This window comes from Pseudoalteromonas sp. OOF1S-7 (genome assembly GCF_022347765.1).
In the GTDB taxonomy this organism is placed as follows: Bacteria; Pseudomonadota; Gammaproteobacteria; order Enterobacterales; family Alteromonadaceae; genus Pseudoalteromonas.
Genome location: NZ_JAKRFZ010000014.1, coordinates 118833 through 142752, shown reverse-complemented (window position 1 = coordinate 142752; position 23920 = coordinate 118833). Strand labels below are relative to the sequence as shown.

The 23920-nt window shown below is 49.8% G+C and carries 22 protein-coding genes; 7 read left to right on the top strand and 15 right to left on the bottom strand.

What is annotated here, in order from left to right:
* Nucleotides 1–651: 651 nt before the first annotated feature.
* Together MHN33_RS18375 and MHN33_RS18370 are read right to left on the bottom strand one after the other, a co-directional pair.
* Complete coding sequence (locus MHN33_RS18375; RefSeq protein ID WP_239400084.1) at nucleotides 652–984, bottom strand: hypothetical protein; 333 nt, start codon at nucleotides 982–984, stop codon at nucleotides 652–654.
* Between the two features lie 97 nt (nucleotides 985–1081).
* Nucleotides 1082–1543 carry a nuclear transport factor 2 family protein gene (locus MHN33_RS18370; protein WP_239400082.1) on the bottom strand — a complete coding sequence of 154 codons (462 nt, stop codon included), beginning with the start codon at nucleotides 1541–1543 and terminating at the stop codon, nucleotides 1082–1084.
* 237 nt (nucleotides 1544–1780) lie between these two features.
* Between MHN33_RS18370 and MHN33_RS18365 the strand changes: the two genes are divergently transcribed.
* Nucleotides 1781–2698, top strand: a complete 918-nt coding sequence (locus MHN33_RS18365; RefSeq protein WP_239400080.1) for a DMT family transporter — start codon at nucleotides 1781–1783, stop codon at nucleotides 2696–2698.
* Nucleotides 2699–2751: 53 nt separating this feature from the next.
* On the opposite strand, the gene MHN33_RS18360 is transcribed toward MHN33_RS18365, so the two are convergent.
* The 4 genes from MHN33_RS18360 to MHN33_RS18345 all read right to left on the bottom strand — a co-directional run bounded on the left by MHN33_RS18360 (nucleotide 2752) and on the right by MHN33_RS18345 (nucleotide 8210).
* A complete protein-coding gene (locus MHN33_RS18360; protein ID WP_239400078.1) occupies nucleotides 2752–5898 on the bottom strand; it encodes a CusA/CzcA family heavy metal efflux RND transporter in 3147 nt (1048 codons plus the stop codon).
* Between the two features lie 11 nt (nucleotides 5899–5909).
* Complete coding sequence (locus MHN33_RS18355) at nucleotides 5910–7073, bottom strand: efflux RND transporter periplasmic adaptor subunit (RefSeq protein ID WP_239400076.1); 1164 nt, start codon at nucleotides 7071–7073, stop codon at nucleotides 5910–5912.
* 192 nt (nucleotides 7074–7265) lie between these two features.
* Nucleotides 7266–7586: a hypothetical protein gene (locus MHN33_RS18350; protein ID WP_239400074.1), complete on the bottom strand. Its 321-nt coding sequence runs from the start codon at nucleotides 7584–7586 to the stop codon at nucleotides 7266–7268.
* Between the two features lie 141 nt (nucleotides 7587–7727).
* Entirely contained in the window at nucleotides 7728–8210 is a 483-nt protein-coding gene (locus tag MHN33_RS18345) for a GNAT family N-acetyltransferase (protein ID WP_239400072.1), read from the bottom strand.
* 201 nt (nucleotides 8211–8411) lie between these two features.
* On the opposite strand from MHN33_RS18345, the gene katG reads away from it, so the two are divergent.
* A complete protein-coding gene (gene katG / locus MHN33_RS18340; protein ID WP_275442878.1) occupies nucleotides 8412–10565 on the top strand; it encodes a catalase/peroxidase HPI in 2154 nt (717 codons plus the stop codon).
* A 42-nt stretch (nucleotides 10566–10607) separates the two neighbouring features.
* Here the strand turns inward: katG and MHN33_RS18335 are convergent, their stop codons facing one another.
* A complete protein-coding gene (locus tag MHN33_RS18335; protein WP_239400070.1) occupies nucleotides 10608–11069 on the bottom strand; it encodes a YaiI/YqxD family protein in 462 nt (153 codons plus the stop codon).
* A 57-nt stretch (nucleotides 11070–11126) separates the two neighbouring features.
* Complete coding sequence (locus MHN33_RS18330; protein WP_239400068.1) at nucleotides 11127–12911, bottom strand: methyl-accepting chemotaxis protein; 1785 nt, start codon at nucleotides 12909–12911, stop codon at nucleotides 11127–11129.
* 189 nt (nucleotides 12912–13100) lie between these two features.
* Between MHN33_RS18330 and MHN33_RS18325 the strand changes: the two genes are divergently transcribed.
* Nucleotides 13101–14294 (top strand): porin, encoded by a 1194-nt coding sequence (locus MHN33_RS18325; RefSeq protein ID WP_239400066.1) that lies wholly within the window; start codon nucleotides 13101–13103, stop codon nucleotides 14292–14294.
* On the opposite strand, the gene MHN33_RS18320 is transcribed toward MHN33_RS18325, so the two are convergent.
* Nucleotides 14291–15007 (bottom strand): NAD(P)-binding oxidoreductase, encoded by a 717-nt coding sequence (locus MHN33_RS18320; RefSeq protein ID WP_239400064.1) that lies wholly within the window; start codon nucleotides 15005–15007, stop codon nucleotides 14291–14293. The two genes, MHN33_RS18325 and MHN33_RS18320, sit on opposite strands and share 4 nt — an antisense overlap.
* 128 nt (nucleotides 15008–15135) lie before the next feature.
* Nucleotides 15136–15699 carry a YSC84-related protein gene (locus MHN33_RS18315; protein ID WP_239400062.1) on the bottom strand — a complete coding sequence of 188 codons (564 nt, stop codon included), beginning with the start codon at nucleotides 15697–15699 and terminating at the stop codon, nucleotides 15136–15138.
* A gap of 401 nt (nucleotides 15700–16100) precedes the next feature.
* Here MHN33_RS18315 and MHN33_RS18310 point away from each other — a divergent pair, with 401 nt between their 5' ends.
* Entirely contained in the window at nucleotides 16101–16952 is an 852-nt protein-coding gene (locus MHN33_RS18310) for a DMT family transporter (RefSeq protein ID WP_239400060.1), read from the top strand.
* Here the strand turns inward: MHN33_RS18310 and MHN33_RS18305 are convergent.
* The 3 genes from MHN33_RS18305 to MHN33_RS18295 form a co-directional block, all read right to left on the bottom strand.
* Nucleotides 16949–17404, bottom strand: a complete 456-nt coding sequence (locus MHN33_RS18305) for a GNAT family N-acetyltransferase (protein ID WP_239400058.1) — start codon at nucleotides 17402–17404, stop codon at nucleotides 16949–16951. The genes MHN33_RS18310 and MHN33_RS18305 overlap by 4 nt on opposite strands.
* 41 nt (nucleotides 17405–17445) lie before the next feature.
* Nucleotides 17446–18669, bottom strand: coding sequence for a DEAD/DEAH box helicase (locus tag MHN33_RS18300; RefSeq protein ID WP_239400056.1), 1224 nt, complete (start codon nucleotides 18667–18669; stop codon nucleotides 17446–17448).
* 77 nt (nucleotides 18670–18746) lie between these two features.
* A complete protein-coding gene (locus MHN33_RS18295; protein ID WP_239400054.1) occupies nucleotides 18747–19217 on the bottom strand; it encodes a GNAT family N-acetyltransferase in 471 nt (156 codons plus the stop codon).
* 367 nt (nucleotides 19218–19584) lie between these two features.
* Between MHN33_RS18295 and MHN33_RS18290 the strand changes: the two genes are divergently transcribed.
* Nucleotides 19585–20811, top strand: a complete 1227-nt coding sequence (locus tag MHN33_RS18290; RefSeq protein ID WP_239400088.1) for an aromatic amino acid transport family protein — start codon at nucleotides 19585–19587, stop codon at nucleotides 20809–20811.
* Between the two features lie 31 nt (nucleotides 20812–20842).
* Here MHN33_RS18290 and MHN33_RS18285 read toward each other — a convergent pair whose 3' ends face one another.
* Both MHN33_RS18285 and MHN33_RS18280 read right to left on the bottom strand, forming a co-directional pair.
* Nucleotides 20843–21775, bottom strand: a complete 933-nt coding sequence (locus MHN33_RS18285) for a diguanylate cyclase (RefSeq protein WP_239400052.1) — start codon at nucleotides 21773–21775, stop codon at nucleotides 20843–20845.
* Between the two features lie 216 nt (nucleotides 21776–21991).
* A complete protein-coding gene (locus MHN33_RS18280; protein ID WP_239400050.1) occupies nucleotides 21992–22801 on the bottom strand; it encodes an AraC family transcriptional regulator in 810 nt (269 codons plus the stop codon).
* A 122-nt stretch (nucleotides 22802–22923) separates the two neighbouring features.
* Here MHN33_RS18280 and MHN33_RS18275 point away from each other — a divergent pair, with 122 nt between their 5' ends.
* The gene (locus MHN33_RS18275; RefSeq protein ID WP_239400048.1) at nucleotides 22924–23346 is read left to right on the top strand and encodes a hypothetical protein; all 423 of its coding nucleotides are present in this window, start codon (nucleotides 22924–22926) and stop codon (nucleotides 23344–23346) included.
* Complete coding sequence (locus tag MHN33_RS18270) at nucleotides 23333–23839, top strand: GNAT family N-acetyltransferase (RefSeq protein WP_239400046.1); 507 nt, start codon at nucleotides 23333–23335, stop codon at nucleotides 23837–23839. Before MHN33_RS18275 ends, MHN33_RS18270 begins: the two co-directional genes overlap by 14 nt.
* The last annotated feature ends 81 nt before the right edge of the window (nucleotides 23840–23920 follow it).

Sequence of the window (23920 nt, the reverse complement as noted above, 5' to 3'; positions counted from 1 at the left end):
TCAATGAATTCTGATTTTGTCTGTTTCTACTTTTCAAAAAAGTAAAATCAAAACGAATTGACTATGTTAGTCACTCAGTTCAGTTGAGACTCTAAATTTTTGTGCATCATTCAGTAAAACTGAAATTCGCTGTTAGAACTCAATCTGTACGAGTGCCCACACAGATGATTGCTTCATATTTTTAAAGAACAGTGTAACTAACCCTGGTTAGTTACCGCAGCCTTGCTGCGAAGTGGGGCGTCATATTAACCGCTTCACTTTTAAAGTCAACTAGAAAATTTAATTTTTCTTAATTAAGCTTTCCGTTTGGCTTTCCCGTCACTTGGCGCGTTGCTTTTCAGCGTTGTGCCCCGTGTCGGTGGATGCGCATTATAGGGAAATCGAAACCCAGCGCAACCCCTTTTTTGAAGAAAAGTGAGAAAAACGGCGCGTTCGAATAAAAATCATACCAAACTGGATATTTCCCACTAAAGCCCAGGTTAAATTATATTCGAGATGAGTTCAAAAACGGTATGTAGATCTGCCCAGCAGTTAATTCACGGTACTAGCAGTGACCATAGAGGGAGGGGGTATGTCGAAAAACACAGAAGTGTGGATCACTATCGAAGACTTCTTAACGACATCGGCCAGTTTCTTTTGAAATGCGCTCTACTAACAAACCGCATCATAAAAGTATCGCTTGTGCTTTTTTGCTGAAACACCGGACTGTTCTACTTCCATCATATTGTTGTCATCAAGACACACCTGAAACTCATTACAACCTGTCATTGCACTTAATGGCATAACCAGTTTAGGATTAGACCAGGAGTCACCAAAACCAACTTCCAGTTCTTGGAGGTCCTCAAATTCAGCTGACAGCTTATAGGAAGAACCCGGAAAGATCTGCGTCAGAGTAAGCGCTTTGATCTCTCCTTTTTGACATAGAAATGCAAAAATTGGCTTTGAAGTTTTGTTTTCGTATGTAACGGCAATATTTGTAATCACGGCGGCATTCTCTGACTGAATAATCTATGTGCAAACTATAGATTTCTGACAGATAAAAGCAATTACGGGCCATTACAGTGCGTACCCCAATTCCACACTAGTTACTGGCATGCCGCTGGAGCTGATTAAACTGCCATAACACATTGAGGATCTGCCAGTTACCCGACTTGGCCTTATATAGATGCATATAGTCAATCCAGTCATCCGCAACCAGTTTAACTGTGGCAATACGTCCGTCTATATCCAGTATTTTCACTTCGACCTTCGGCTGCTTTACAAAGCGATCGCCCGACAGGTTGTATTGCGCAGCAAGTTTCACCAGCCCGCTTTTGTCCATAGCCATAATAAACTCCTGCCCAGCCTTATCCTGCCAGTAAGTCCGTTTTATCAGTTCATCATCTGTGACCTGATCCATTAATTCTGGCCTGACTTTTATCTGCGCTATCAGATAGCTCTTAGCAGCATATTCTATGGCTTGCTCCTCGCTGTCTGTATTTGCATAGCTGTACCCTGTCCCCAAAATATAAATGAGTGTCATAAGTCGAATGTATGTCACCATAGTTGGCTCCCTTGTGAAGAGTGTGTTGATACCGGCTGCCACAAGTGACAACCATATCGCCAACCTTAGTCTTGCCAGGAAATTTCACAACTTAAGGTTTTCTGAATTTAAGAATTAGATAATTAAAACCTTTAAGCTCAGAAAGGTAGACAAATGTTTATAATTTATCGCCCCATTTTTAGCTAAATTTGCTACGCTAGCGAATCCGAAAGAACGACTAAAATCGAAAGGACTATCATGTCGACCACAACGTGCCAAGACCAGCCTAACGACTCCCCTATCTTACTTGCGCTGATCTGTGCCATGCTTGTTTGGGGCATGAGCTGGATCTCCGGAAAAATAATCGCCGACGTGGCTCCGGCTCAGGTCACCGTATTCTATCGATTGTTTCTGGCTGCTATCAGCATGCTCCCGATTATGTGGTTAATGAACAGGCTCAAGCTACTGAACCTGAGATATGATAGACGTGCGCTAGCCTGGTCATTGCCCGCCGGCATTTTGCTGGCAGTATACAATGAGTTGTTTTTTCTCGGGCTGGCCGACGGACTCCCTGGCAAGGGCGGTATGCTGGTCACGACCTCAAATCCAGTGTTTACCTTTATTCTGAGTGCCGTTTTACTGGGCCAAGCCATTAACCGGCGTCAGGGCGTTGGACTTGCATTGGGTTTGGGCGGCGGACTGCTGATGATTGAGGTGTGGCATTTCAATCTCGAACAAATATTAGCTGCGGGTAACCTGTACTTTATTCTTGCTGCGCTGACCTGGGCCTTTCTGACGTTAATCAGCCAACGTGGCACCCGCTATGCGGATTTCATTACCTTCAGCACACTCATGTATTTTTGGGCCTCATTAATAAGTTACGGGTTTGCGTACAAGCACGCTCCGTTCACCAGTGCCGCACAGTATCCCGCGTATTACTGGCACCATTTACTCTTTTTATCGATTGTCGTGGTGAGTATTGCCACCAGCGTGTTCTTTTTGGCAACGCAAAAGCTTGGCCCCAACCGCTCTAGTTCTTTTGTCTTCGTCGTGCCGGTTACCGCGATGGGATTGTCGGCCTGGTACTTTGGTGAGCGACTCAGCCTGGGGGTTGCAGTGGGTGGTGCTTGCGCTTTGTGCGCGGTCTATTTGCTGAATAAAAAAGCGTCGGGTTAAAATATCAGAGGACAAAGCCGACCCTCAGATCGGCTTTGTGATTATCATCGCGACTAATTGATGTCCTTCTTTATGTTTGTAGCACTGAAACGTTCAAATAAGACGGGCAGTACGAACAAAGTCAGTAAAGTTGAAGTAAACAAACCACCGACAACCACACTGGCTAAGGGTTTCTGAACCTCTGCACCCACGCCCGCTGATAACAAAATTGGCATGAGTCCCAGTGCGGAGGTAAGCGCAGTCATCAATACCGGGCGCAACCTTGAAGCGGCACCTTCTTGAATTGCCGTCGCTCTGTCCTCTCCTGCGGCGATGCGCTGATTAATACTCTCTACCAGTACCACCGCGTTTAACACAGCAACACCAAATAAAGTAATAAATCCTACAGACGCCGGAACTGATAAATATTGCCCGGACAGGTATAAAGAAAAGATGCCTCCAATAACCCCCAGGGGAATGCTCAGCATAACCAGGGCCGCCTGGCCCACCGAATTAAAGGTCACGAACAGCAGCAAAGCCATCAGCAACAGGGCACAAGGCACGACCAGTGCTAATCGCTTTTGGGCACGCTGCTGGCTTTCAAACTGCCCCCCAAATTCAATGCTGTAGCCCGGCGGCAGTGGTAATGCGCTGTCAATCTTCGCTTTAATATCCGTAACAACACTGCCCATATCTCTGTCAGAGACATTGGCTTGCACAACAATTCTGCGCTGCACGTCATCACGACGGATCTGTACCGGACCTGCGGCAAACTCAACGTTTGCCACTTCTTTTAAGCTGACCCAGGCACCAGTGGGTGACAACAGCCTGAGAGATTCAATTGCAGCGGGGTTGCGCCTGGCCGGTTCAGCCAGCCTGACGTAAATGTCATACCTTTCATTGCCATTGACTACCTGGCCTGCCGCACTGCCCCCTAAACCACTGCTAACCAGCTCCATTACATCATTAACGGAGAGCCCGAAACGCGACAACGCCTGCCTGTTCGGTGTGATCACCAGTTGTGCCTCTCCGCTTAACTGCTCCAATGCCACATCCGTGGTGCCCGATACTGCCTTTACCAGATGCTCAAGTTCTTCCCCTTTTTGCATCAACACCGCCAAATCGGGTCCGAATAATTTAATGGCAAGCTGAGCTTTAACGCCTGACAGTAGCTCATCAACACGCGTTGCTATCGGCTGAGAAAAGTTAAAAAGTAAACCCGGATGAACCGCAAGCGCCGCTGCCATTTTTTCTTGCAAGGCGGCGCGTGTATGGGCATTTTTCCACTGTTCAACAGGCCGTAGCCCAATGTAGATTTCGATATTACTCACCGGCTCAGGATCGCCCCCCAGCTCAGGGCGGCCAATACGGCTCAATGCATAAGTAACTTCTTCAAATTCCAATAACGTTTGTTCCAGTTTAGGTGCAACCGATAAGGCCGTGTCCAGACTGGCAGAAGGTGCCAGCGTTACCCGCAAATTCAGGGTTCCTTCTTCCAGCTCCGGAACAAACTCAGTGCCAATTTGCGTCAGCGTGTATACCGCGAACATAAAAAGCACCGAGATTGCACTAAGGAGTGCTTTGCTGTAGCGCTGCGCCTGTTGCAGTACTTGACGATAATACGCTTCGACCTTATCTAATACCGTATTGCGCCGCGCTGGTTTGCGGCTTTTCAGCAAGTAGCAGGCCAAGGGCGGCACGACCAGCAAGGCAATGACCACGGCGCACACCATGGCCAGCATAATGCTGGTTGCCATGGGCACAAACAGCTTGGCCTCAACACCCTCGAATGAAAATAAGGGCAAAAAAACCAGCAGGATAATTGCAGAGGCAAAGAAGATAGGCCGGGCAACATCCTTTGCAGCTAAGCTCACCAACTCATGAAACGCTCTGACGGCACTACCGGGTGATGTCGACGACTGAGCGTGTCGTTGCAAGATACGCTCAACCATAACCACGGAGCCATCGACCAGCATACCTATGGCTACCGCCAACCCACCGAGTGACATTAAATTGGCCGACATGCCCATCACAGACATCAGCCCCAAAGCCAGAATGATGGCCGCAGGTACCGAGAGTATAACCAGTATTGCCGCACTCAGATTAAGTAAGAACAAGACCAGCACCACGGCAATAAACACGAATGCCAGCAATAGCGCTTGGGCGACTGTGCTCACGGCCTTGTCGATCAGCATGCTTTGATCGTAAAACGGCACAAATTTAACCCCCTTCGGCAAGGCCCGGTTAATCTGAGTCACTTTGTTGTTGATCCCGTCAATGGTCGCTTTGGTGTTAGCACCCAAACGTTTGAGTACAATACCACTGACAACCTCCCCCATCGGCTGCTGTTTACCGGCGTTATCTCGTCGGGTCATGGTCACAGCCCCCTGGCGGATCTCTCCTCCCAGTTTAACCTGTGCAACATCACTCACCCGCACTACTGTGCCGTTATCTGTCTTGACAGGCACCTGACGAATTTGCGCCAGGCCCGCTTCACCACTTGCAAACCAGCCAACCCCTCGGATCACCTGTTGCTCCTGACCCCGCTCAAGATACCAGCCACCAGCATTACGGTTATTATCCATCAGAGCTTGCTGAACCTGCGCCTGGGTGAGTTCGTAGGCCAGTAAACGTGCAGGATCTACATCCACCTGATATTGCTTAACCTGCCCACCAAATGACAGCACATCGGTCACCCCTTCTACCGGCATCAGCAAACGTTTAACCACCCAATCATTAAGGCTTCGCAGCGCCATCTCGTCAAAATCCGAGCCGGGCTCTGCTACCAGCAGATATTGATAGACCTGACCCAGCCCGGAGGTATTGGGGCCCATATCCGGTGTTCCAACGGAATCCGGGATCAGTGAACGGGCGGCCTGGAGCCGCTCAAACACCAGCTGTCGGGCAAAGTAAATATCTGTGCCTTCCTTAAACACCACGGTCACCCCTGATAATCCGGTTTTCGACACTGAGCGCACCTGCTCAACATCCGGTAGCGCATACATCACAGCTTCAATGGGATAAGTGATCAATTGCTCCACTTCCTGCGCTGCCAACCCAGGCGCTTCAGTATTAACAGCAACCTGAATATTGGTCACATCCGGAAAAGCATCCAGATCCAGGCGAGGTATTTGCCATAATGCCGCCGTCAGAGTCATAAGCGCCAGCAGTAACACCAGAGCACGGTATGCAATTGCACCTTGAATGAGTTTATTTAGCATCTTTCGCGCCCTCAGTGGTTGTGTGGATCAAAGCCACTTTTGGCCAATTCGGAAGCAACAAAGAATGCCCCGTCAACAACCACTCTGGCGCCAGCTTCAATCATCTGCGAGGACGATACAGGCTCAATAATGACCTTATCTCCTAGCTGCTTGTTGCGCAGCACAGGTGTGGCAATAAACTCACCCGCCTCATGTTCCACAAACACCTGCCACTGGCCCTCGGCGCCGCGCACCAAGGCTGATTCAGGCACAGCGATAACCGGACTTGCTGTGTTAAACATAAAATACGCACTAACGAACATCCCCTCATGTAAGGTGTCGTCCGGATTGTCAACCTCCAGGCGAACAACCCGGGTACGCGTCAGTGGATCCAGTGTATGCCCCTGCTGGATCACCTTTGCCGGATAACGCCGAAGGTTATGTTCTATCTCAACGGGTGTGCTGGTATCAATCGGGCTTTGCTGTGTAGCAGCCAGCCTGACTTCGACCCACAGGGACGATTCATCGGCGAGTTTCATAATCGCCTCCCCGGGCTCAAAGCGCTGGCCCTGGGCAAAATTATCCGCCAGAACTATCCCGCTACGCTGGGCTGTCAAAGTGTATATGCCCAGCGACTGAGTCTCTTGTAACTGGCTGACATCAGACTGGCTCATCCCCATTGCCAATAACTTACCCAGTGTTGCCTTATACCGGGCTTTGGCTTCAACCTGCTGATTTTCGCTCAGGCTCGTATCGGTTAATTTTGCGAACCGCTGCCACTGGCTGGCAGCAATGAGATAATCAGCCTGCGCCTGCGCCATATCCTGGCTAAACAAGGTAACCAGCTTATCGCCCGGTTCAACTATCTGACCCAACACGGCGTGACGGCGCTCAATGACAGAATCAATCCGCGGCGTTACCACATAGCTGGTGTAACTGTTAGCTTTGAGTTCGCCCGGTGCATAAAGTGGAATGTGTTCATACGCTGGCTGGATTGTCTCCAGCTTTAGATTGATCTTTGCTTGTTGGGCCTGATTAAGCATCACACTTTGTGGATGAGGCTGCGCAGCATGAGCAGCGCCGGCAGGCCGGTGTTGTTCGCCATGGTTGTGATCTTGGTCGGCACTTAAACCCGCATTAACCCTCAGTGATATCAGTAGTAATCCAGCTGCACAGCTAAAAATACGTTTGTTCATGGTTATCTAAACCTCTTAACTCGTGGCTTGTCACACATCTGAACTGTCTGCAAGCCACAGCCTGTCTGTTGCAGGCAAAAGGAGACTGACTCATTGCACCGCCCTGTTGTCACATAGCAACAGACACACGGAAGCAATCCGTCAAACGACAAAAAATATGGCTGATCTGAATACGATCAGAGAGAAACAGAGTTAAGCGATGGGAGGTTTAAACTGAGATTCAATCCGTCGGCGAACCTGAGTGTCGCCGGGTAAAAAGGCTGGGCCGGAATTGATAAGGCCGGACACCATAGCAAGCCTGGCTGACATCCAAATAGTATGACTGCCACTACAATGGCCACAGTGGTGACAGTCTGAGATCACATGTCCCTGCTCATCAAAAATAAGCCTGTCCGAGGCAGAATAGTTGTCATCATGAACGTGCTTAGTTTGCAGGTGTGCCTGATCAGGTTGATGAAAGTTGCCGGGATCGACAGCAGCAGTCACCGATTGAACGCCAATCAGTAACATCATAATTATGCTGAGCAGACCCTGTAGTAAACGCAACTTACCTTCTCACGGTTAATTAAATTGCCAGCAATATAGGCTGGCCAGGAGGCGATGTCAATGCCTCTTTATAGCCTATAGTATTGATATGAAATAACATTCTTATTTTTAGTCGAGCCATTTATACATAATATGGCTATCGATGAAACCCAAGCGAGGATGACGATAAGCCTTTGGAATTGTTCCGATTATTTGATACCCCAACCTTTGCCACAGCTGCACCGCGACCTGATTACTGGCAACCACAGAGTTAAACTGCATAGCAAGGTAGCCCCGTGCCTTTGCCTCATTTTGCGAATGCTCACACAAGGCGCGCGCAACCCCTTTACCTCTTGCCTGAGTTGTGACCATATAGCCACAATTGCAAATATGATCGCTCGGGCCCATCGCATTGGCTTTTAAATAATAGCTTCCAAGGATCTCGTCTTCTTCGACCATGACATAGGCACAGTCTACTTTTTCGCACCACAGTGTATAGGCCGCCTGCTGTGACATGTCGGGGTCAAAAGCATAGGTCTCTTGTTGTTCAATCACCGCTTTAAAGGTTGGCCAGAAACGTTGAAAGTCGTTTTGTGTCATTATTCTTATCATTTTCTCTCCTGTTTGGCGTGCAGGCGCACTTGAGTAATTGCATTGATAGGATCAGGCTTTGTGATCTTAACTATCGGAACTCGCGTATGAAATTCACTCAACTTAATCATGTTTTGACTATAATTTGTAGCCCGTCGCCTGATAACAGCCGTAAATAATCAGTGCAGTCCAACACACCGTGAATTGAATGGAGACACAGCAATGCAAGCAAACGACCACCCTGGCACCTGTCCGATACTACATAACAGTCCCACAACAGAGCAAATGGCACAGCCGAAATGGTGGCCCAAAGCACTCAACCTCGACATACTGCATCAACACGACAGCAAAACCAATCCAATGGGCCAGGATTTTTGCTATCGCGAAGCGGTAAAACAGCTCGATTTCGATGCCCTGAAACATGACCTGCATGCGCTGATGACCGACAGCCAGCCCTGGTGGCCAGCAGACTGGGGACATTACGGTGGACTGATGATCCGCATGACCTGGCATGCCGCAGGTACGTATCGAATTGCCGATGGCCGAGGCGGTGCCAGCACCGGAAACCTGAGATTTGCGCCCCTTAACTCCTGGCCTGATAATACCAACCTCGATAAAGCGCGCCGTCTGCTTTGGCCTATTAAACAAAAATACGGTAACCAATTGAGCTGGGCAGACCTAATCGCCTATGCCGGTACCATAGCGTATGAGTCCATGGGGTTAAAAACCTATGGGTTTGCGTTTGGCCGCGAAGACATCTGGCATCCGGAGAAAGATATTTACTGGGGCCCGGAATCTGAATGGCTGGCCACCAGCGACGGCGACAACAGCCGCTATCACGATGAACGGGAGTTGCACAATCCGCTGGCCGCCGTAATGATGGGCCTGATCTATGTCAACCCGGAAGGGGTGGACGGCCAGCCCGATCCGCAAAAAACGGCCGAAGATGTGCGCACAACATTTGCCCGTATGGCAATGAATGATGAAGAGACGGTTGCACTGACCGCAGGCGGACACACGGTTGGCAAATGCCATGGTAATGGCAATGCTGAGGCGCTCGGTCCCGAGCCTGAAGGGGCTAATCTGGAAGCACAGGGGTTTGGCTGGCTCAAAGACGGCGCCACTGGTAAACATGCCGTGACCAGTGGACTGGAAGGTGCCTGGACAAGCCAGCCGACCCGCTGGGACAACGGCTACTTCCATTTGTTGCTTAACTATGAGTGGGAACTTAAAAAGAGCCCGGCAGGTGCCTGGCAGTGGCAACCCATCAATGTGAAAGAAGAAGATAAGTACCCGGATGTTGTCGACTCACAACACCGCCACAGCCCGATCATGACTGATGCCGATATGGCGATGAGAGTAGACCCGGTGTACCGTAAAATTTCGCAGCGTTTTTACGATGATCCGGATTATTTCTCCAGGGTGTTCGCAAAAGCCTGGTTCAAACTCACGCACCGCGATATGGGTCCGGTGTCACGTTACATAGGGCCAGATGTGCCAAAAGAAACCAGTCTCTGGCAAGATCCGGTTCCGACCGGTAATACCAGTTATGACCTTCAGGCACTCAGGCAAGCCATCGCAGCCTGCAACCTGAGTATTGCAGAACGCGTTGCAACGGCCTGGGACAGCGCACGAACATTTCGCGGCTCAGACCGACGTGGTGGCGCCAACGGCGCGCGTATTCGCCTGGCGCCGCAAAAGGACTGGCCCGGCAACGAACCTGCTCGACTAAGTAAAGTGCTGGCTACCCTCACCCCCATCGCACAGCAACACAACGCCAGTCTGGCTGACACGCTGGTGCTGGCGGGTAACCTTGCTGTTGAGCAGGCGGCACAAGCGGCAGGTTTTGACATTCAGGTGCCGTTTACACCCGGGCGGGGCGACGCCACCGATGAGATGACAGATATCGAGGCGTTTGCCGTCCTGGAGCCGCTGCATGATGCGTTTCGTAACTGGTTAAAAGCGCCCTCTCAGGTGAACCCGGAAGAGCTCATGCTGGACAAGGCCCAGCTGCTGGGACTCACAGCCCCGCAGATGACAGCACTGCTGGGTGGCATGCGTGTACTCAACACCAATCATGGCGCCACGCAACATGGTGTATTTACTGATCGGCCTGAAGTATTGAGCAACGACTTTTTTGTCACGCTGACCGACATGCAATACCAGTGGCAGCCTAAGGACGAGCACACTTATCAATTGATTGACCGCAACAGCGGCGAAGTGGCGTGGACGGCAACGCGCGTCGACCTGGTATTCGGCTCTAACTCCGTGTTGCGCAGTTACGCCGAATTTTATGCTCAGGACGATAACCGCGAGAAGTTTGTACAAGACTTTGTTGATGTCTGGGCTAAAGTGATGCACGCCGATATGGCATAACGACCACAGACACCGACTCGGGATGAGTCGGTGTCTGTGGGATTAGGCTTTGTTTTGTTGCAACCAGCGGTCTAGGCTGTTGGCAAACTGTTGTTTTTCGGCCTGCCCCAGCGGAGGCGGGCCACCACTGACCATACCACTGCTGCGCATGGTATCCATAAAATCGCGAATATTCAGCCGGGAGCGGATGTTTTCCCGGGTAAATTCTTCGCCGCGCGTGCTCAGCGCTAACCCTCCTTTTTCAATGGCCTCCGCCGCCAGCGGAATATCACTGGTGATCACTAAATCCCCCGCGTTCATGCGGCGCACAATTTCGTTGTCAGCCACATCAAAACCACTGCTAACCTGTAGCTTGTGAATGTAAGGAGACGGCGGTGTTTTAATATACTGGTTAGCCACGAATGTGACTGGCATCTGGGTTCTGACTGCGGCACGGAACAAAATCTCGCGGAGCACCACAGGGCACGCATCTGCATCTACCCATATGTTTTGCTTATTGTCCAAAATTGGCTCATTTATTTTATTGGCTATGCGGCAAGTGTACAACTTGCCGCTACCAAGCTAAAGCGTGAATTTCGATAGCAGCCCTTCTTGCTCATGGGCATGTTGCGCAAGTACCTTACTCGACTCGTACTGACGAATAGCAAAGCTCCCTACTTCTACGCTAATATCATTGATATTAGCGGTGTTTTTGTTGATTTCCTCAATCACCACACTTTGCTCTTCTATGGCCGTTGCAATTTGAATATTACGGTCCATGATGTCTTTGACAGCTTCGGATATTTCATTAAGCATGCCCGTGGCCTGCTCCGTTTGCTCCACACAGAGCAAGGTTTTATCGCGGCTGCTGCCCATGGCGCTTTGGACCTGAATGGACGAGGCCTGGATCTGCTCTATCATTGACTTAATTTCGGTGGTCGACTCTTGCGTTTTGGTTGCCAGTGAGCGCACTTCATCGGCAACCACCGCAAAGCCCCGCCCCTGCTCGCCTGCCCGGGCCGCTTCAATGGCGGCATTCAGCGCCAGCAGGTTAGTTTGCTCGGCAATACCATTAATGACAGACAGAATGTTTTCAATACTCTGACTGTACTCGGCCAGTTGTGTGCTCATTTCATGTGAGGTGTTAATTTCATCTGCCAGTGCGCTGATCTCACCCCGTGTTTTCTGAAACACTTGCTGACCTTGTGCTGCTTTTTCATTGACCGAGGTAATAGACATCGCCGCATTCTGCGCACTGCCTGCGATCTCACTTGAGGTGGTGCTCATTTCATGCATCGCCGTCGCCAGCCCTTCAATGAGCTGCACCTGTTCCGTGAGCTGAGAGCTGGACTGATTTGCCAAAGTTCGGGCCTCGTCACAACTGGCAACCACCATATCAGCCCGCTGCTTCACATCAGTTACCAGGCTATGCAAAGACCCCAGAAACTGGTTAAACTCCTGCGCCACCTTTCCGCATTCATCTTGGTGCTTTATGCGTACACGCTGGGTCAGGTCGCCGCTGCCCGAGGCGATGTTGGTGATCGCATCGTTGAGATCTTTCAGCGGTCTCAGCAGCTGAATTGCCAACGCCCGACTCAAAAATGCCCCCAGCAGAATCGCCACCACGGCCAGCATCAGGGTGCTCATTGACAGTTCTCTCAGATCGCGGAACACCCGCGCCTTATCGAGCAAAACCGCCAGATACCAGTCGGTACCGTATTGCTGAGACAATGGATAAAAGTACAACAGCTTATCCTCTCCTTTTACGGTCACTTCTAGCAGGGTCTGCTCTGCTGATTTATGCAATTGAGGAGATAAAGCACTAAGCGGCTTACCATTGAGCTTGGCATTTTGGTGAGAAACGATGGTCCCTTTACTGTCGACTAAAAAGGCGTAGCCTGTACCATCAAAGTTTACTGCGTTGACGCTTTTGGCGATGGTATCCAGGCTGAGATCGCCGCCAATGGCACCACGAAACTGGCCAGTAACATTGATGGGAGCCACGACAGACAGCAATAGCTCACCGGTCGCGGCATCCGTATATGGACTGGTAAATACGGTTTTACCTTTATCTCTGGCCAGCTTGTACCAGCCACGTTCCCGAAAATCGACATCCGGCGGGTTTTGTCGGTTCGGATTGTTCGACCTTAAAATAGGCTCGTTACTTAAGGTGCCAAACGCCAGTAAAAACGCCTCTTTAAAATACGGTGATTCAAGTCCTTTTTGAAACTGTTCAGGGCTAAAATCGGCTTCAATCTGGCTGCGCAGCAACCGGATTAAAGCGGCTTTTTCGGCCAGCCAGTTGTCTATGCCCAGCGCCAGTAACTGAGCGGAATCGCTCACATAAGCCGAAGTTTTCTTATTCATAGAAGTACTGACTAACCAGTATGTGGTAGTACTGATCACTAAGATGATCGTTAAGATGAGAAGCGCCGATGCCAAAGAGAACTTGCTGCGGATTTTCATATAATTTAGGCCAAATAAAATCACCCTTTGCCAAAGTGTTGTCTATAATTCGATTTATCGCAACTAACGCAACAAAGTTGGTAATTTGCTATGAAAAACGCGATCTCCTCTGTGACTAAAGCCATCCTCATCATCCTGTGTCTGCCTCTGACCTGCGCCCACGCCAACACTGAACGTCCTGTTACGATGGCAGATATTGAAGCGCTTGAAGCCCAGTTAAAGGCCTTAAAAGCACGCTTTGAACGGCAAAACCCGTCTGTCGCACAACCAACACAAGATGTAAAATCCGCGAGCGAACCGACCACTAAAAAGGTACATGCAACCCCGACTCGCGCTGCGAAATCGGCGATAGCAGAAGAAAAGCGCAAACTGGATGTGTATGCCACAATGCGCCCCACCTATGGACGGCTTGAAACCAACGGCGAGGACAATTGGGATGTACGTGATGCTCTGTCTCATGCCGGACTAAAAGTAACACACGAATTTGCTCGGGACTGGAGTGCACAGTTGCACGGCGAGTGGAGTATTGATGTTGCTAACGAAGGTAATTTTGGACGTTCCCGGCGTGCCTATACTGCGCTGAACACCCCCATCGGCCGTTTTGGTATTGGCAAGCAAAGGCCCGCGCAGTATTTATTCATCGCCGAATACGTTGATATCTTCAACCATGCTAACAGTCCGTTCGCCTATGACCCTGAGAGCTTGTTCTTTGTTGACAACTTAGTCAGTTACCGACTCACCCCGGGACCTTTTACCTTTGTTGCCGTTGCACAGTTTAATGGTGAGTCAGGCAGCAATTCTGACGATTTGGTCAATGTGGGTCTGAGCTATGATGCCAACGACTTACACGCTGCGCTCACCTACCAGCAAAATGATGTATATGCAGACGATGTTCAGCTTGGAGATAATAACCTCTGGGCGACGTCACTCGCTTATCAGTTTACTCCCCGCTTCTATGCAGCGGTTGCCTATCAGGATAAAAACTATGACAGACGCGCTCCGGGCGCCGATCGCAGCGGACACACCTTTGATCTGTCATTCGCCTATCAACTGGCCAAAGCCTATAAACTTAAAACCGGATACTTTGACTTTGACGACGGTTATCAGGACTCTGATCCCGCTGCTGGCAGCTTTGATGGCTTTAACGTGACGCTGGAATGGAGTCCAATCAATGCACTCAGAGTTCATCTGGAGTATCTGAACAAGTCGTTCGTCAATGGTGATGATTTCGACTCCATTTCAATTGGCTTTCGGTATGACTACAAAACCACGATTGAATACTAACGCTGACTTTGATTGTATATTACGGGAGACTGGCCCTGCCAGTGCTGCCACAACTGCGGATCAAGTGCTAACTGACACATAAAATGGGCAACATTAATACGACTGGTTTTACCGGCATCAAAAATGGCATCGCGTATCGGGGATGGATGGACATCATAGGCTGTGACCTTAGCTTCATCCACCAGAGAGTCCGGGCGAACCACCACCCAGTCAACACCGGTTATAGCGGGAGAATACACACGCAGGCTCCGTGCCGCAGCTTCATTGTCAGGATGAGGAGGAAGACACAACCTAAGCAGTGCGACCACGGCTCGATGTGCCAAAGATGGGCATTCATTCAGTGCTTCATTACGACAGCCAGTACTGTTCATTAAGATAAACTTTACGTGAGCGTTGCTTCTGTCGATGGCCTGACACACACTGTTGACCGCGTCACTGACCAAGCGGCGGGGATGACCATAGATCCCCTGAAAAGTTGCCCTGTGCCCAAGGCAGCAAATAACTGCCTTCACGCCCGAGAGCAATGCATCTAGCTCAGCAGAGCTTAGCTCGGAAATAGTGCCTACGCTGACATCCAATTGCTGGGAAGCTTTGAACTCCTGTAAATGTACACTGCTTGGTCTTACCAATACTCTCACGAGTTCCTGAGCCAACAGCAGCTGCTCAACAACCAGTTTTCCCGTCGCGCCACTTGCGCCAATCACTAAGATCATACAGCTTCCTTGGTTTTTGATTTGTCATCAGTGTAACGTGAAGGCGGTGGGACAAAACAGGCATAAAAATGTGACAATTGGTAAGCAAATTTATCGGCCGGCCTCTGTGGCCGGCTAAATTCAGGGAGCTAGTTGAGCTCCTTGTCTTGCCAGAACTTGGTGCCCTTGATGGTCGCTTGTAATGCCAGGCCGCTTTCGGTGAATGTATAAACCGTCACATCACCATAATAGACCTCCCCTTCGATAGAGGCACCTTTGTCTGCTGCTCTTGCCGCTGCATCCGCGTTGCCACCAAACGTCCAGCCCGATTCTACAAATTGTTTCATCGCCGCTTGAGTGTGAAATACCATCACGATACGATAATCTTTAGCACCCAGGCCAAGTCCGACACCACCTTCAGCCATATTCATGTAAGTTGACTTACCAGAGGTGTTGTCCTCCACGACACCATAGCCAGTTCCGGCGGCCACAAAAATGATATTCAGATTGGCATTAGAAAACACCGCATATCCCGGCGCATTGCTCAGCTGGGCGCGGACATCTGGCTTTTTACCGTACAGTTTTGTCAGAGTATCTCGTTTCATTTTTTGAATTTCCGCGCGCTTTTGCCCAGCATCACCCGGGCCCATAGACGCACAGGCACTTAGAAACACAGAAAAAACAACCGACATTAGCAATGGAATTGTGCGCATACCTTTATCCTTTTACAGTTGGTGCGGACGGTGACAGAACCACCCGCAGAAAAGTATCATTCTAAGATTAGGCAGGTTAGGCGCAGCTGAACAGACAATGCGGGCAAAAAAAAGCCGCATAAAGCGGCTTTAACACACATCATGGGTAATCATGAAGGGATAAATGTGAAAACAAGATCATTGTAGCGTGGCGGTTATAAAATAAAATCATATTATAACGCTTATTTTCTTCGGTATTTTCGACGATTTATTTTCCCTCTCGTTTATACGTGATCACCCGCTAAGATAAGTTAGGCCATTTGCAACGCCCGCCCCCATGCCTTTGCTGTTTTTGTTAGTTAAATCAAGCCACTCTGAGGTATCATTGCGACTACCCTGTGACACCTTTTGACTGACCTGATATGTATCACCTGATTTTTATCACCATAGTATGGGCGTTTTCGTTTAGCCTGATCGGCGTTTACCTGGCCGGTTCGGTCGATCTTTGGTTCGCCGCTCTGAGCCGCATTGCCCTGGCAGCTCTGATTTTCTTGCCATTTATTCGCTGGCAGCAAACCGCACGCCCAGTAATGCTCAGATTGATGACAATAGGGGCTATTCAGATAGGTGCTATGTATGGATTCTATTACCACGCCTTTTTATTCCTGTCGGTGCCAGAAGTGCTGTTGTTTACCGTTATGACACCCGTGTATATCACTTTGCTCAATGACGTGTTTATGCAGCATTTCAATCCCCGCTACTTACTGGTGGCACTGTTAGCAACACTGGGCGCTGTGGTGATCCGCCTTACCACGCCAAACCCGGATTTCTGGCTGGGCTTTATCATCGTTCAGGGCGCCAACTTGTGTTTTGCGTTGGGGCAGGTCTTGTACAAACGCCTCGCTGAACAACACACGCTGGTACACCATCAGTGCTTTGGCTTTTTCTTTCTCGGCGCGCTGCTCGTATCCTTGCTCAGCTTTGCGCTGTTTGGCGATTTAGAACGATTACCCGCGACATCTCAGCAATGGGGGATCCTGATTTATCTGGGTCTGATCGCGTCTGCGCTGGGCTATTTTGCCTGGAACAAGGGTGTCACCCAGGTGTCGGTTGGGGCACTGGCGGTAATGAACAATGTACTGATCCCGGCCGGGATCCTGGTAAATATCCTGATCTGGAATCGCACTGCGGATCTGTTCAGTTTAGGACTTGGCAGTGCGATTATCTTTGCGGCACTCGGGCTCAATCAATACTTTGATGCGCGTGAGCATTAAAGCGCTTTACGGAATCGGATCTGAACATCCAGCAGCGTATCTGTCGGCGTTGCCGGATGCGTCAGCTCGGCTATGTGATAGTCATGACTCACCAGCATCTGCATCATGGTTTTAAAACGGTTCATGGTCTTAACTTCAATGTGACTGAAGCCCTGCTCGCGACACCAGTGCTCCTGTTCAAGCAATAACGCCCGCGCCATCCCCTTACCACGAAAGTCAGGTATCACGGCCCCCAGCCAGCTATAAAACTGCTGTGGGGCCTGTTCATAACCAAGCTTATAGGCAACCGGCTGACTATTGCAGCTGACGATCAACGCCAGGTAAGTGCGCCCCGCCAGCCTCTGAAGAATTTGCTCTCGGGTCTTGGGGTTTGAGAACTCGGGGATCTGCTGCTCAACCACCAGCATATCGTCAATACTGCCCTGGTGAATATGCCACTGTGCTTGCGTCATTATTAATCCTCTTCAAATGATATTACGCGTTACCTTATACGTTACCGTCTGCGCTTTGCGCGTTGCCCCAGTACGCGCTTCTTATCGCGCTGACGACGAGATTTAGCCGAATTTTGTCGCTCATTTTTAGGCTCCCGGGTCAGGTCAGGCTCGTAGCCACTTAGCCATTGTGGTGTCAAACGCTCATCCAGCAGCACTTCAATCTCCTCCAGTAACCATTGCTCATCAATGCTGACTAGGGAAATGGCTGTCCCTGCTTCTCCGGCTCTACCGGTACGCCCAATACGATGGACATAATCTTCTGCCACGTAGGGCAATTGCGCATTAATCACATAATTGAGTTGCTGAATATCAATACCTCTTGCCGCCACGTCGGTGGCGACCAGCACACGTATTTCTCCGTCCTTAAATTGTGCCAGCGCCTTGTTACGCGCCCCCTGAGATTTGTCGCCGTGGATCGCCTGGGTTTTCAGGCCGTCTTTGTTCAGCTCTTTTGCATATTCATCGGCCTGCTTTTTGGTACGAGTAAAGATGAGCACCTGATGCCAGTTCTGCTTGCCTATCAGGTGAGCTATCAACTCACGCTTACGTTCTTCATCGACCGCATAGAAGATTTGTTCAACCCGGGCAGCTGCCTGATTTTGGACTTCAATACCGATCCGTTTTGGCTCCTTCAGCCAGTCTTTCACCTGACTAAAGATGGCTTCATCAACCGTCGCGGAAAATAGCAGCGTTTGTCGGCTGGTTGGCATTTTACGCATAATACGACGAATTTCGCCCATAAAGCCCATATCCAGCATTCGATCGGCTTCATCAAACACCAGGTACTCTATCGCGGATAGATTTAAAGTGCCTTTGATCAGGTGATCCAACAACCGTCCTGGCGTTGCCACCACAATGTCTGCACCTTCACGCAGGGCTTTTTCCTGAGGGCCAATGTTTGCTCCGCCGTGCAAACATACAATGACCAGCTCAGTACGAGCCGCGTAAGCATTGGCATGCTGCGCCACCTGCTGCGCCAGTTCACGGGTCGGAGCCAGGATCAGAGCGCGCACACCCGAGCCTGGTTGTCCGATTAACTGAGTCATAAGAGGGAGCATAAACGCAGCCGTTTTACCCGTACCTGTTTGTGCACACGCTAACAGGTCATGACCTGCCAGAATAACGGGGATACTTTGCGCCTGAACAGCGGTTGGCTCGGTAAAGTCTAGCGCCTGCAGCCCTTCCAACAGGGCAGGCGCTAAGGCAAGAGATTCAAAGGACATGTTTTTGTACAACTCAAAAAAAGAATGGCGGGAGTATAGCAAAAATGTCGCGCGTCGCGTGCAATTGATACTGCTGTCTATTTTAGCGTCAACTCCATATAGACACTCAGGGGATCGGGTTCATAGCTGCCAAAAGCATCTCGTTGCACAAAACCCAACGAAGCATACAAGCCTATCGCCTCGGTTTGCCGGATCCCGGTTTCCAATCTCAGTATCCTGAACCCTGCTTGCCTGGCATGGTCAATCAATGAGTGCATGATACGCTTGGACACACCGAGTCCCCGATAAGGCGGCTGGACATACACGCGCTTTAACTCACCATACCGTGTCAGGCTGTTATCTTCGTCCATTTGTGGCACCAATGCGCCGCATCCCACCACAGCTGTTTCTGTGCGGGCCCCAACAAAATAAACGTCAGGTGAAGCCAGCTCATCTGCTTGGATCAGCTGGTTACTGGTCGGTGGGTACAGTGTATTCATCAACTCATCTATGTCTCTCAGTAACTGCGACACTTCCGGGTGATACGGATCAAGATTAATTATTTCCATAACGTGATTTTACCTTGCTAGCCCAGCCTTCAACACGGCACGACGCATGATGATATTTATGATTAGGCATGATATAGACTAAAATACTATGTTCTTTCTTATGATACTAGCTTATTTTCCGAGCTCAATCGTACCTCTTGCAGCAACAATGTCAAACTTAGCGAATAAATCTCGCCGCCGGGCTGGTTAATTGGCGAAATCTCCCTCAACCTGTCTAAAATTCATACGCAACGAGCTCAAATGCCGATGAAAGCATGCATATCGGCCGCATTTTTTATATTATCCGCGCGCATATAATTCTAATCATAGGACAACAAGTATGAGTAATACCCCTGAAGGGCTGTCAGCCGAGGCGCTTGCCACTGACATGACCCAGAGTAGTCGGGGTCGCTGGACACAGCACGACACTAACTGGGTACTGAGCCTGTTTGGTACGGCTGTCGGCGCCGGTATTTTGTTTCTGCCTATCAATATAGGTATTGGCGGATTCTGGCCTCTGATGATCATGGCATTACTGGCCTTTCCAATGACCTATCTGGCGCACCGCGGCCTGGCGCGCTTTGTGCTTTCTTCAAAACATAAAGATAGCGACTTTACCGATGTCGTTGAAGAGCATTTTGGTGCCACCGCTGGCCGATTGATCTCCCTGCTCTATTTCTTCTCAATCTTCCCTATTTTATTGATCTACGGCGTCGGCCTGACCAACACCGTAGACAGCTTTATGGTAAATCAGCTGGAAATGGCATCGCCTTCGCGGGTATTGCTGTCCGGGCTGCTGGTCGCAGGCATGATAGCCATTATGCTGGGCGGAGAAAAACTGCTGCTGCGTGCCTTTGCACTACTAGTTTACCCGCTGGTTGGGATCCTGCTGATGCTGTCACTGTATCTGATCCCACACTGGCAAGCGCCGGTTATCACAACACCGGATATCGCCGGCCTGAGTGAAACCCTGTGGTTGTCTGTACCCATTATTGTTTTTTCATTCAGCCACGCTGCGGCTATTTCAAGCTTCGCCAATGCGCAGCGCCGTCACTATGCTAATGGTGCCACACACAAGTCTGAAGCCATTTTGCGTAATACCTCGCTGATGCTGATTGTCTTCGTGTTGCTCTTTGTTTTTTCATGTGTGCTGTCACTGAGCCCGGAGCAAATGCGCGAAGCCAAAGCAGCCAATGTGTCTGTGCTGTCTTACCTTGCTAATGTGTATGACAATCCGTTTATTGCCATGCTGGGTCCACTGGTTGCCTTTATTGCCATTACTTCCTCTTTCCTCGGCCACTTCCTGGGCGCACGTGAGAGCTTTAATGGTCTACTGAGCAAGCAGTCGTCTTTGTCTGTGGGTTTGATTGATAAGTTAGGTGTTGGCCTGATGTTTATCGCCATTTGGGTCTGTGCGGTCATGAACCCCAGCATTCTGGATATGATGGGCGCCATTTCTGGGCCGATTATTGCCATGATCCTGTTTATCATGCCAACCATTGCTATTTTCAAAGTACCGGCACTTAAGCAGTATCGCAACCACTTGGGTACCTACTTTATCCTGCTGGTCGGCATTTTAGCGGTTTCTGCACTGCTGTATAATATGGCGGGTTAAGCAGCCGCCAATTGGATAAAATGAAAAGGGCCTAAGCGCCCTTTTTTTCTGCCACACAAGCCTGATTACGGCCTCGGTGTTTTGCACTGTATAGCGCTTCATCTGCTGCAGCGATCAGCGCTGCCAGGTCCTGGTAACACTCACCCCGGTTATTGCTGGCAACACCCGCACTGATGGTCACTATACCAAACTCAGAGTCTTCATGAACAATACCCAGCGCTTTTACCGCAGCAACAAATTGGTCGGCAAGTTGTTTCGCCCCGTCAGGCTCGGTGTCTGGCAATAAAATAGCAAATTCTTCACCACCATAGCGATACACCCCATCCATCGGCCGACGTATCTCACCGTCAATGGCACTGGCAACAGCTTTAAGCGCATCGTCGCCGTTGAGATGGCCGTATCGGTCGTTGAACTTTTTAAAGTGGTCAATATCCAGCATCACCACGGAGCAGGTGTGCTGCTGCCGAACACTTTGCTTAAACTGACGTGCCCCTTCCATATCAAAAAAGCGGCGATTAAACACTTTTGTCAGCCCATCATAATACGAGTAGCGTTTCAGCGTATCAGCTTGCTGTTTGTATTTCAGGTGAGTTTTTACTCTATTAATCAGAGTTTTGGCGACGATAGGCTTAGGGATAAAGTCAACCGCGCCGGCATCCCAGCATAAATCCTGTTGTTGCTCGCTGATGTTGGAGGTCACAAAAATAATGGGGATATCCGACAATCCTTCCATATCTTGCAGCTGTTTACAGGCCTCGACACCAGACATGCCCTCTAGCACCCAGTCCATTAGGATCAGATCAGGTGGCGTAGCGCGACAAAACTCAATTGCCTTTTCTCCGGATGTCACCATTTGGACCGAACAAATCCCCTCTAAAAAGCATGAGATGACTTTCTGTGTCAGCATTGAGTCTTCCACAATCAGCACCAGACTCTCGCTTAGGTCTTCAATTTCCTTAAACAAAGTATATTTACCTATTACAGTGATTCTTCGGCTCTACATAGACCGGACTTTTCCGGCCTCGATTGCAATTATAGCAGGCGCACAAATAAATACCCGTTAACATGATACGATTAACTTATCATGCCCCCTGGTTATCTGAAAAGGATTAGAGGCTTAGGATCAGTAATTTAACTCACATAACCCTGTTTAAATGATACACACTAGCGGTGCAGCTTATTAACCTGCTTCTCCTTTGTGGTTGTGCTGTCTACGCCACAGGGCAGGTGTTACCCCATACGCTGCCTTAAACTGACGGATAAAATGCGTCGTATCTGACCAGCCCAACTCTTCTACCAGGGCTGCAATGGGTGTATGAGTGTGCATCAGGCGATTACAGGCCTCACCGAGGCGTTTCTTAGTGAGCCACTGACCCACAGAATAACCTGTTTCGCGCTTAAACAACGTCGCCAAATATGGCGCACTAACGAATGCTGCATTGGCCACATCCTGCAATGAAACTGGCTTTAATCCCTGGCTTTCAATGTAGGACAATGCCGCAACCACCTTGGGATGCATACCTGCACGCCAGTTTACCGGCTGCTGCGCCAGTGATACTTCATGTAGCAACAGAAACACAAAGCTTTTCATAACCTCCAGAGGTAAAGTTTGCTGTAATGCCGCTTCAAATTGCTGATACAGAGTCTGAACAAATTCGATGCGTTCAGCCGACAAAGTTAACGCAGGTAAAGCACCTAAGCGCACTTGAGAAAAGGGTTGCAATAAAGCAGAATCGGCCGTAAGACCAAGGCAGTCCGGGCAAAAACTCATCCAGTGAACATGTAAATCGGACCCGGACAGTAAAGTATGTGGCATGCCACCTGGCACCAGCACAAACATGCCCTGAGTGGCCGTGAAGGTCTCGCCGTGTAGCATGTCCAGCGAACCTGAGCGGATAAAACTCAAAACACTTTCACTGTGTGTACCGTGTGGCTCTTGCGCTAACCTGGCCACTTTCATCTGACCACAAGATGCAACATGATTGGTCATCTTATTTCACCCACATTCTTAAAATAAGCCGATTTAAACAAAAACCCGACAATATCACTACCTAACTTTATTCAGAATAATAGACACAGATAAAACAATACACCGATTTTAAGGAGACACGTATGACTTTTTCACTCGTTTTGATGGGGCTCTCTATTCATGTACTTGTGTGGGAAAAGCTACCCGACTGGGGCACCTGGTTTAATAAACTGGTTGAACGATTACCAGCGCCGCTGGCCTACTTGTACACGGCCTGGCACTGTCCGTACTGCTTTGGATTTTGGGTTGCCTTAACCCTGCAACTGCTTACCGGAGTCTATACTCTGCCTGAGCTGGCTACTTTGACTGAAACATTCGGTCTGGCTGGCACAATCATGACCATGAGTCTGGATGCGCTGGCTACCGCACTGCTGATCATGGTTGGCAGCCTGGCCCTCAAAGCACTTGCATTACCGGCCATAAAAGGTTTCGAATTAACCCAGTCATTTAAAGCAGGCATGTCGCAAGCGCAAAGCACACAGGAGCAACAACATGACAACGCATAGATTCAGTACAGCCCGGCTGGAAGCCATCGGGGCATCCTCGCTGACTGATGAATTCAGCCCGGCCCAGGTCAATCAGCTCATGCATCTGCTGACCCCGAAAACCTTGCACTTTTTGCCCGACGACTGGCAACAGTGCCCGCAAACTCCGGAGCAGCTTACCGACTGGCTGGCAGACAAACTCGCACGCTGCGAACTGTTACTGGTGCAAGATAAACAGGCACAGTTTATGGGCCTTGTCATGCTGCACTTTTCGGCCAACACGGTACAGCTGGGTTATTTAATCGGCGAAGCACACTGGGGCCAGGGCTATGCCAGTGAGCTATTACAGGGGCTGGTCGCACATTTGCAAGCAGCTCAGCCCAACGTGATCCTCAATGCCGGCGTTGCAAAGGACAATCCTGCGTCAATCAAAGTGCTGGAAAAAGCCGGTTTTGTCCCTTGCCAGCCACATTCGGATGAAGCCGGTACACAGCACTACTACACCTTATCCTAAAGTAGTTTGACTTGAGCATAGCGGTCGCTTCTGCTACTTTGCTCCGCAATTAACAACAACTTGCGGAGCAAGGCCTGACAG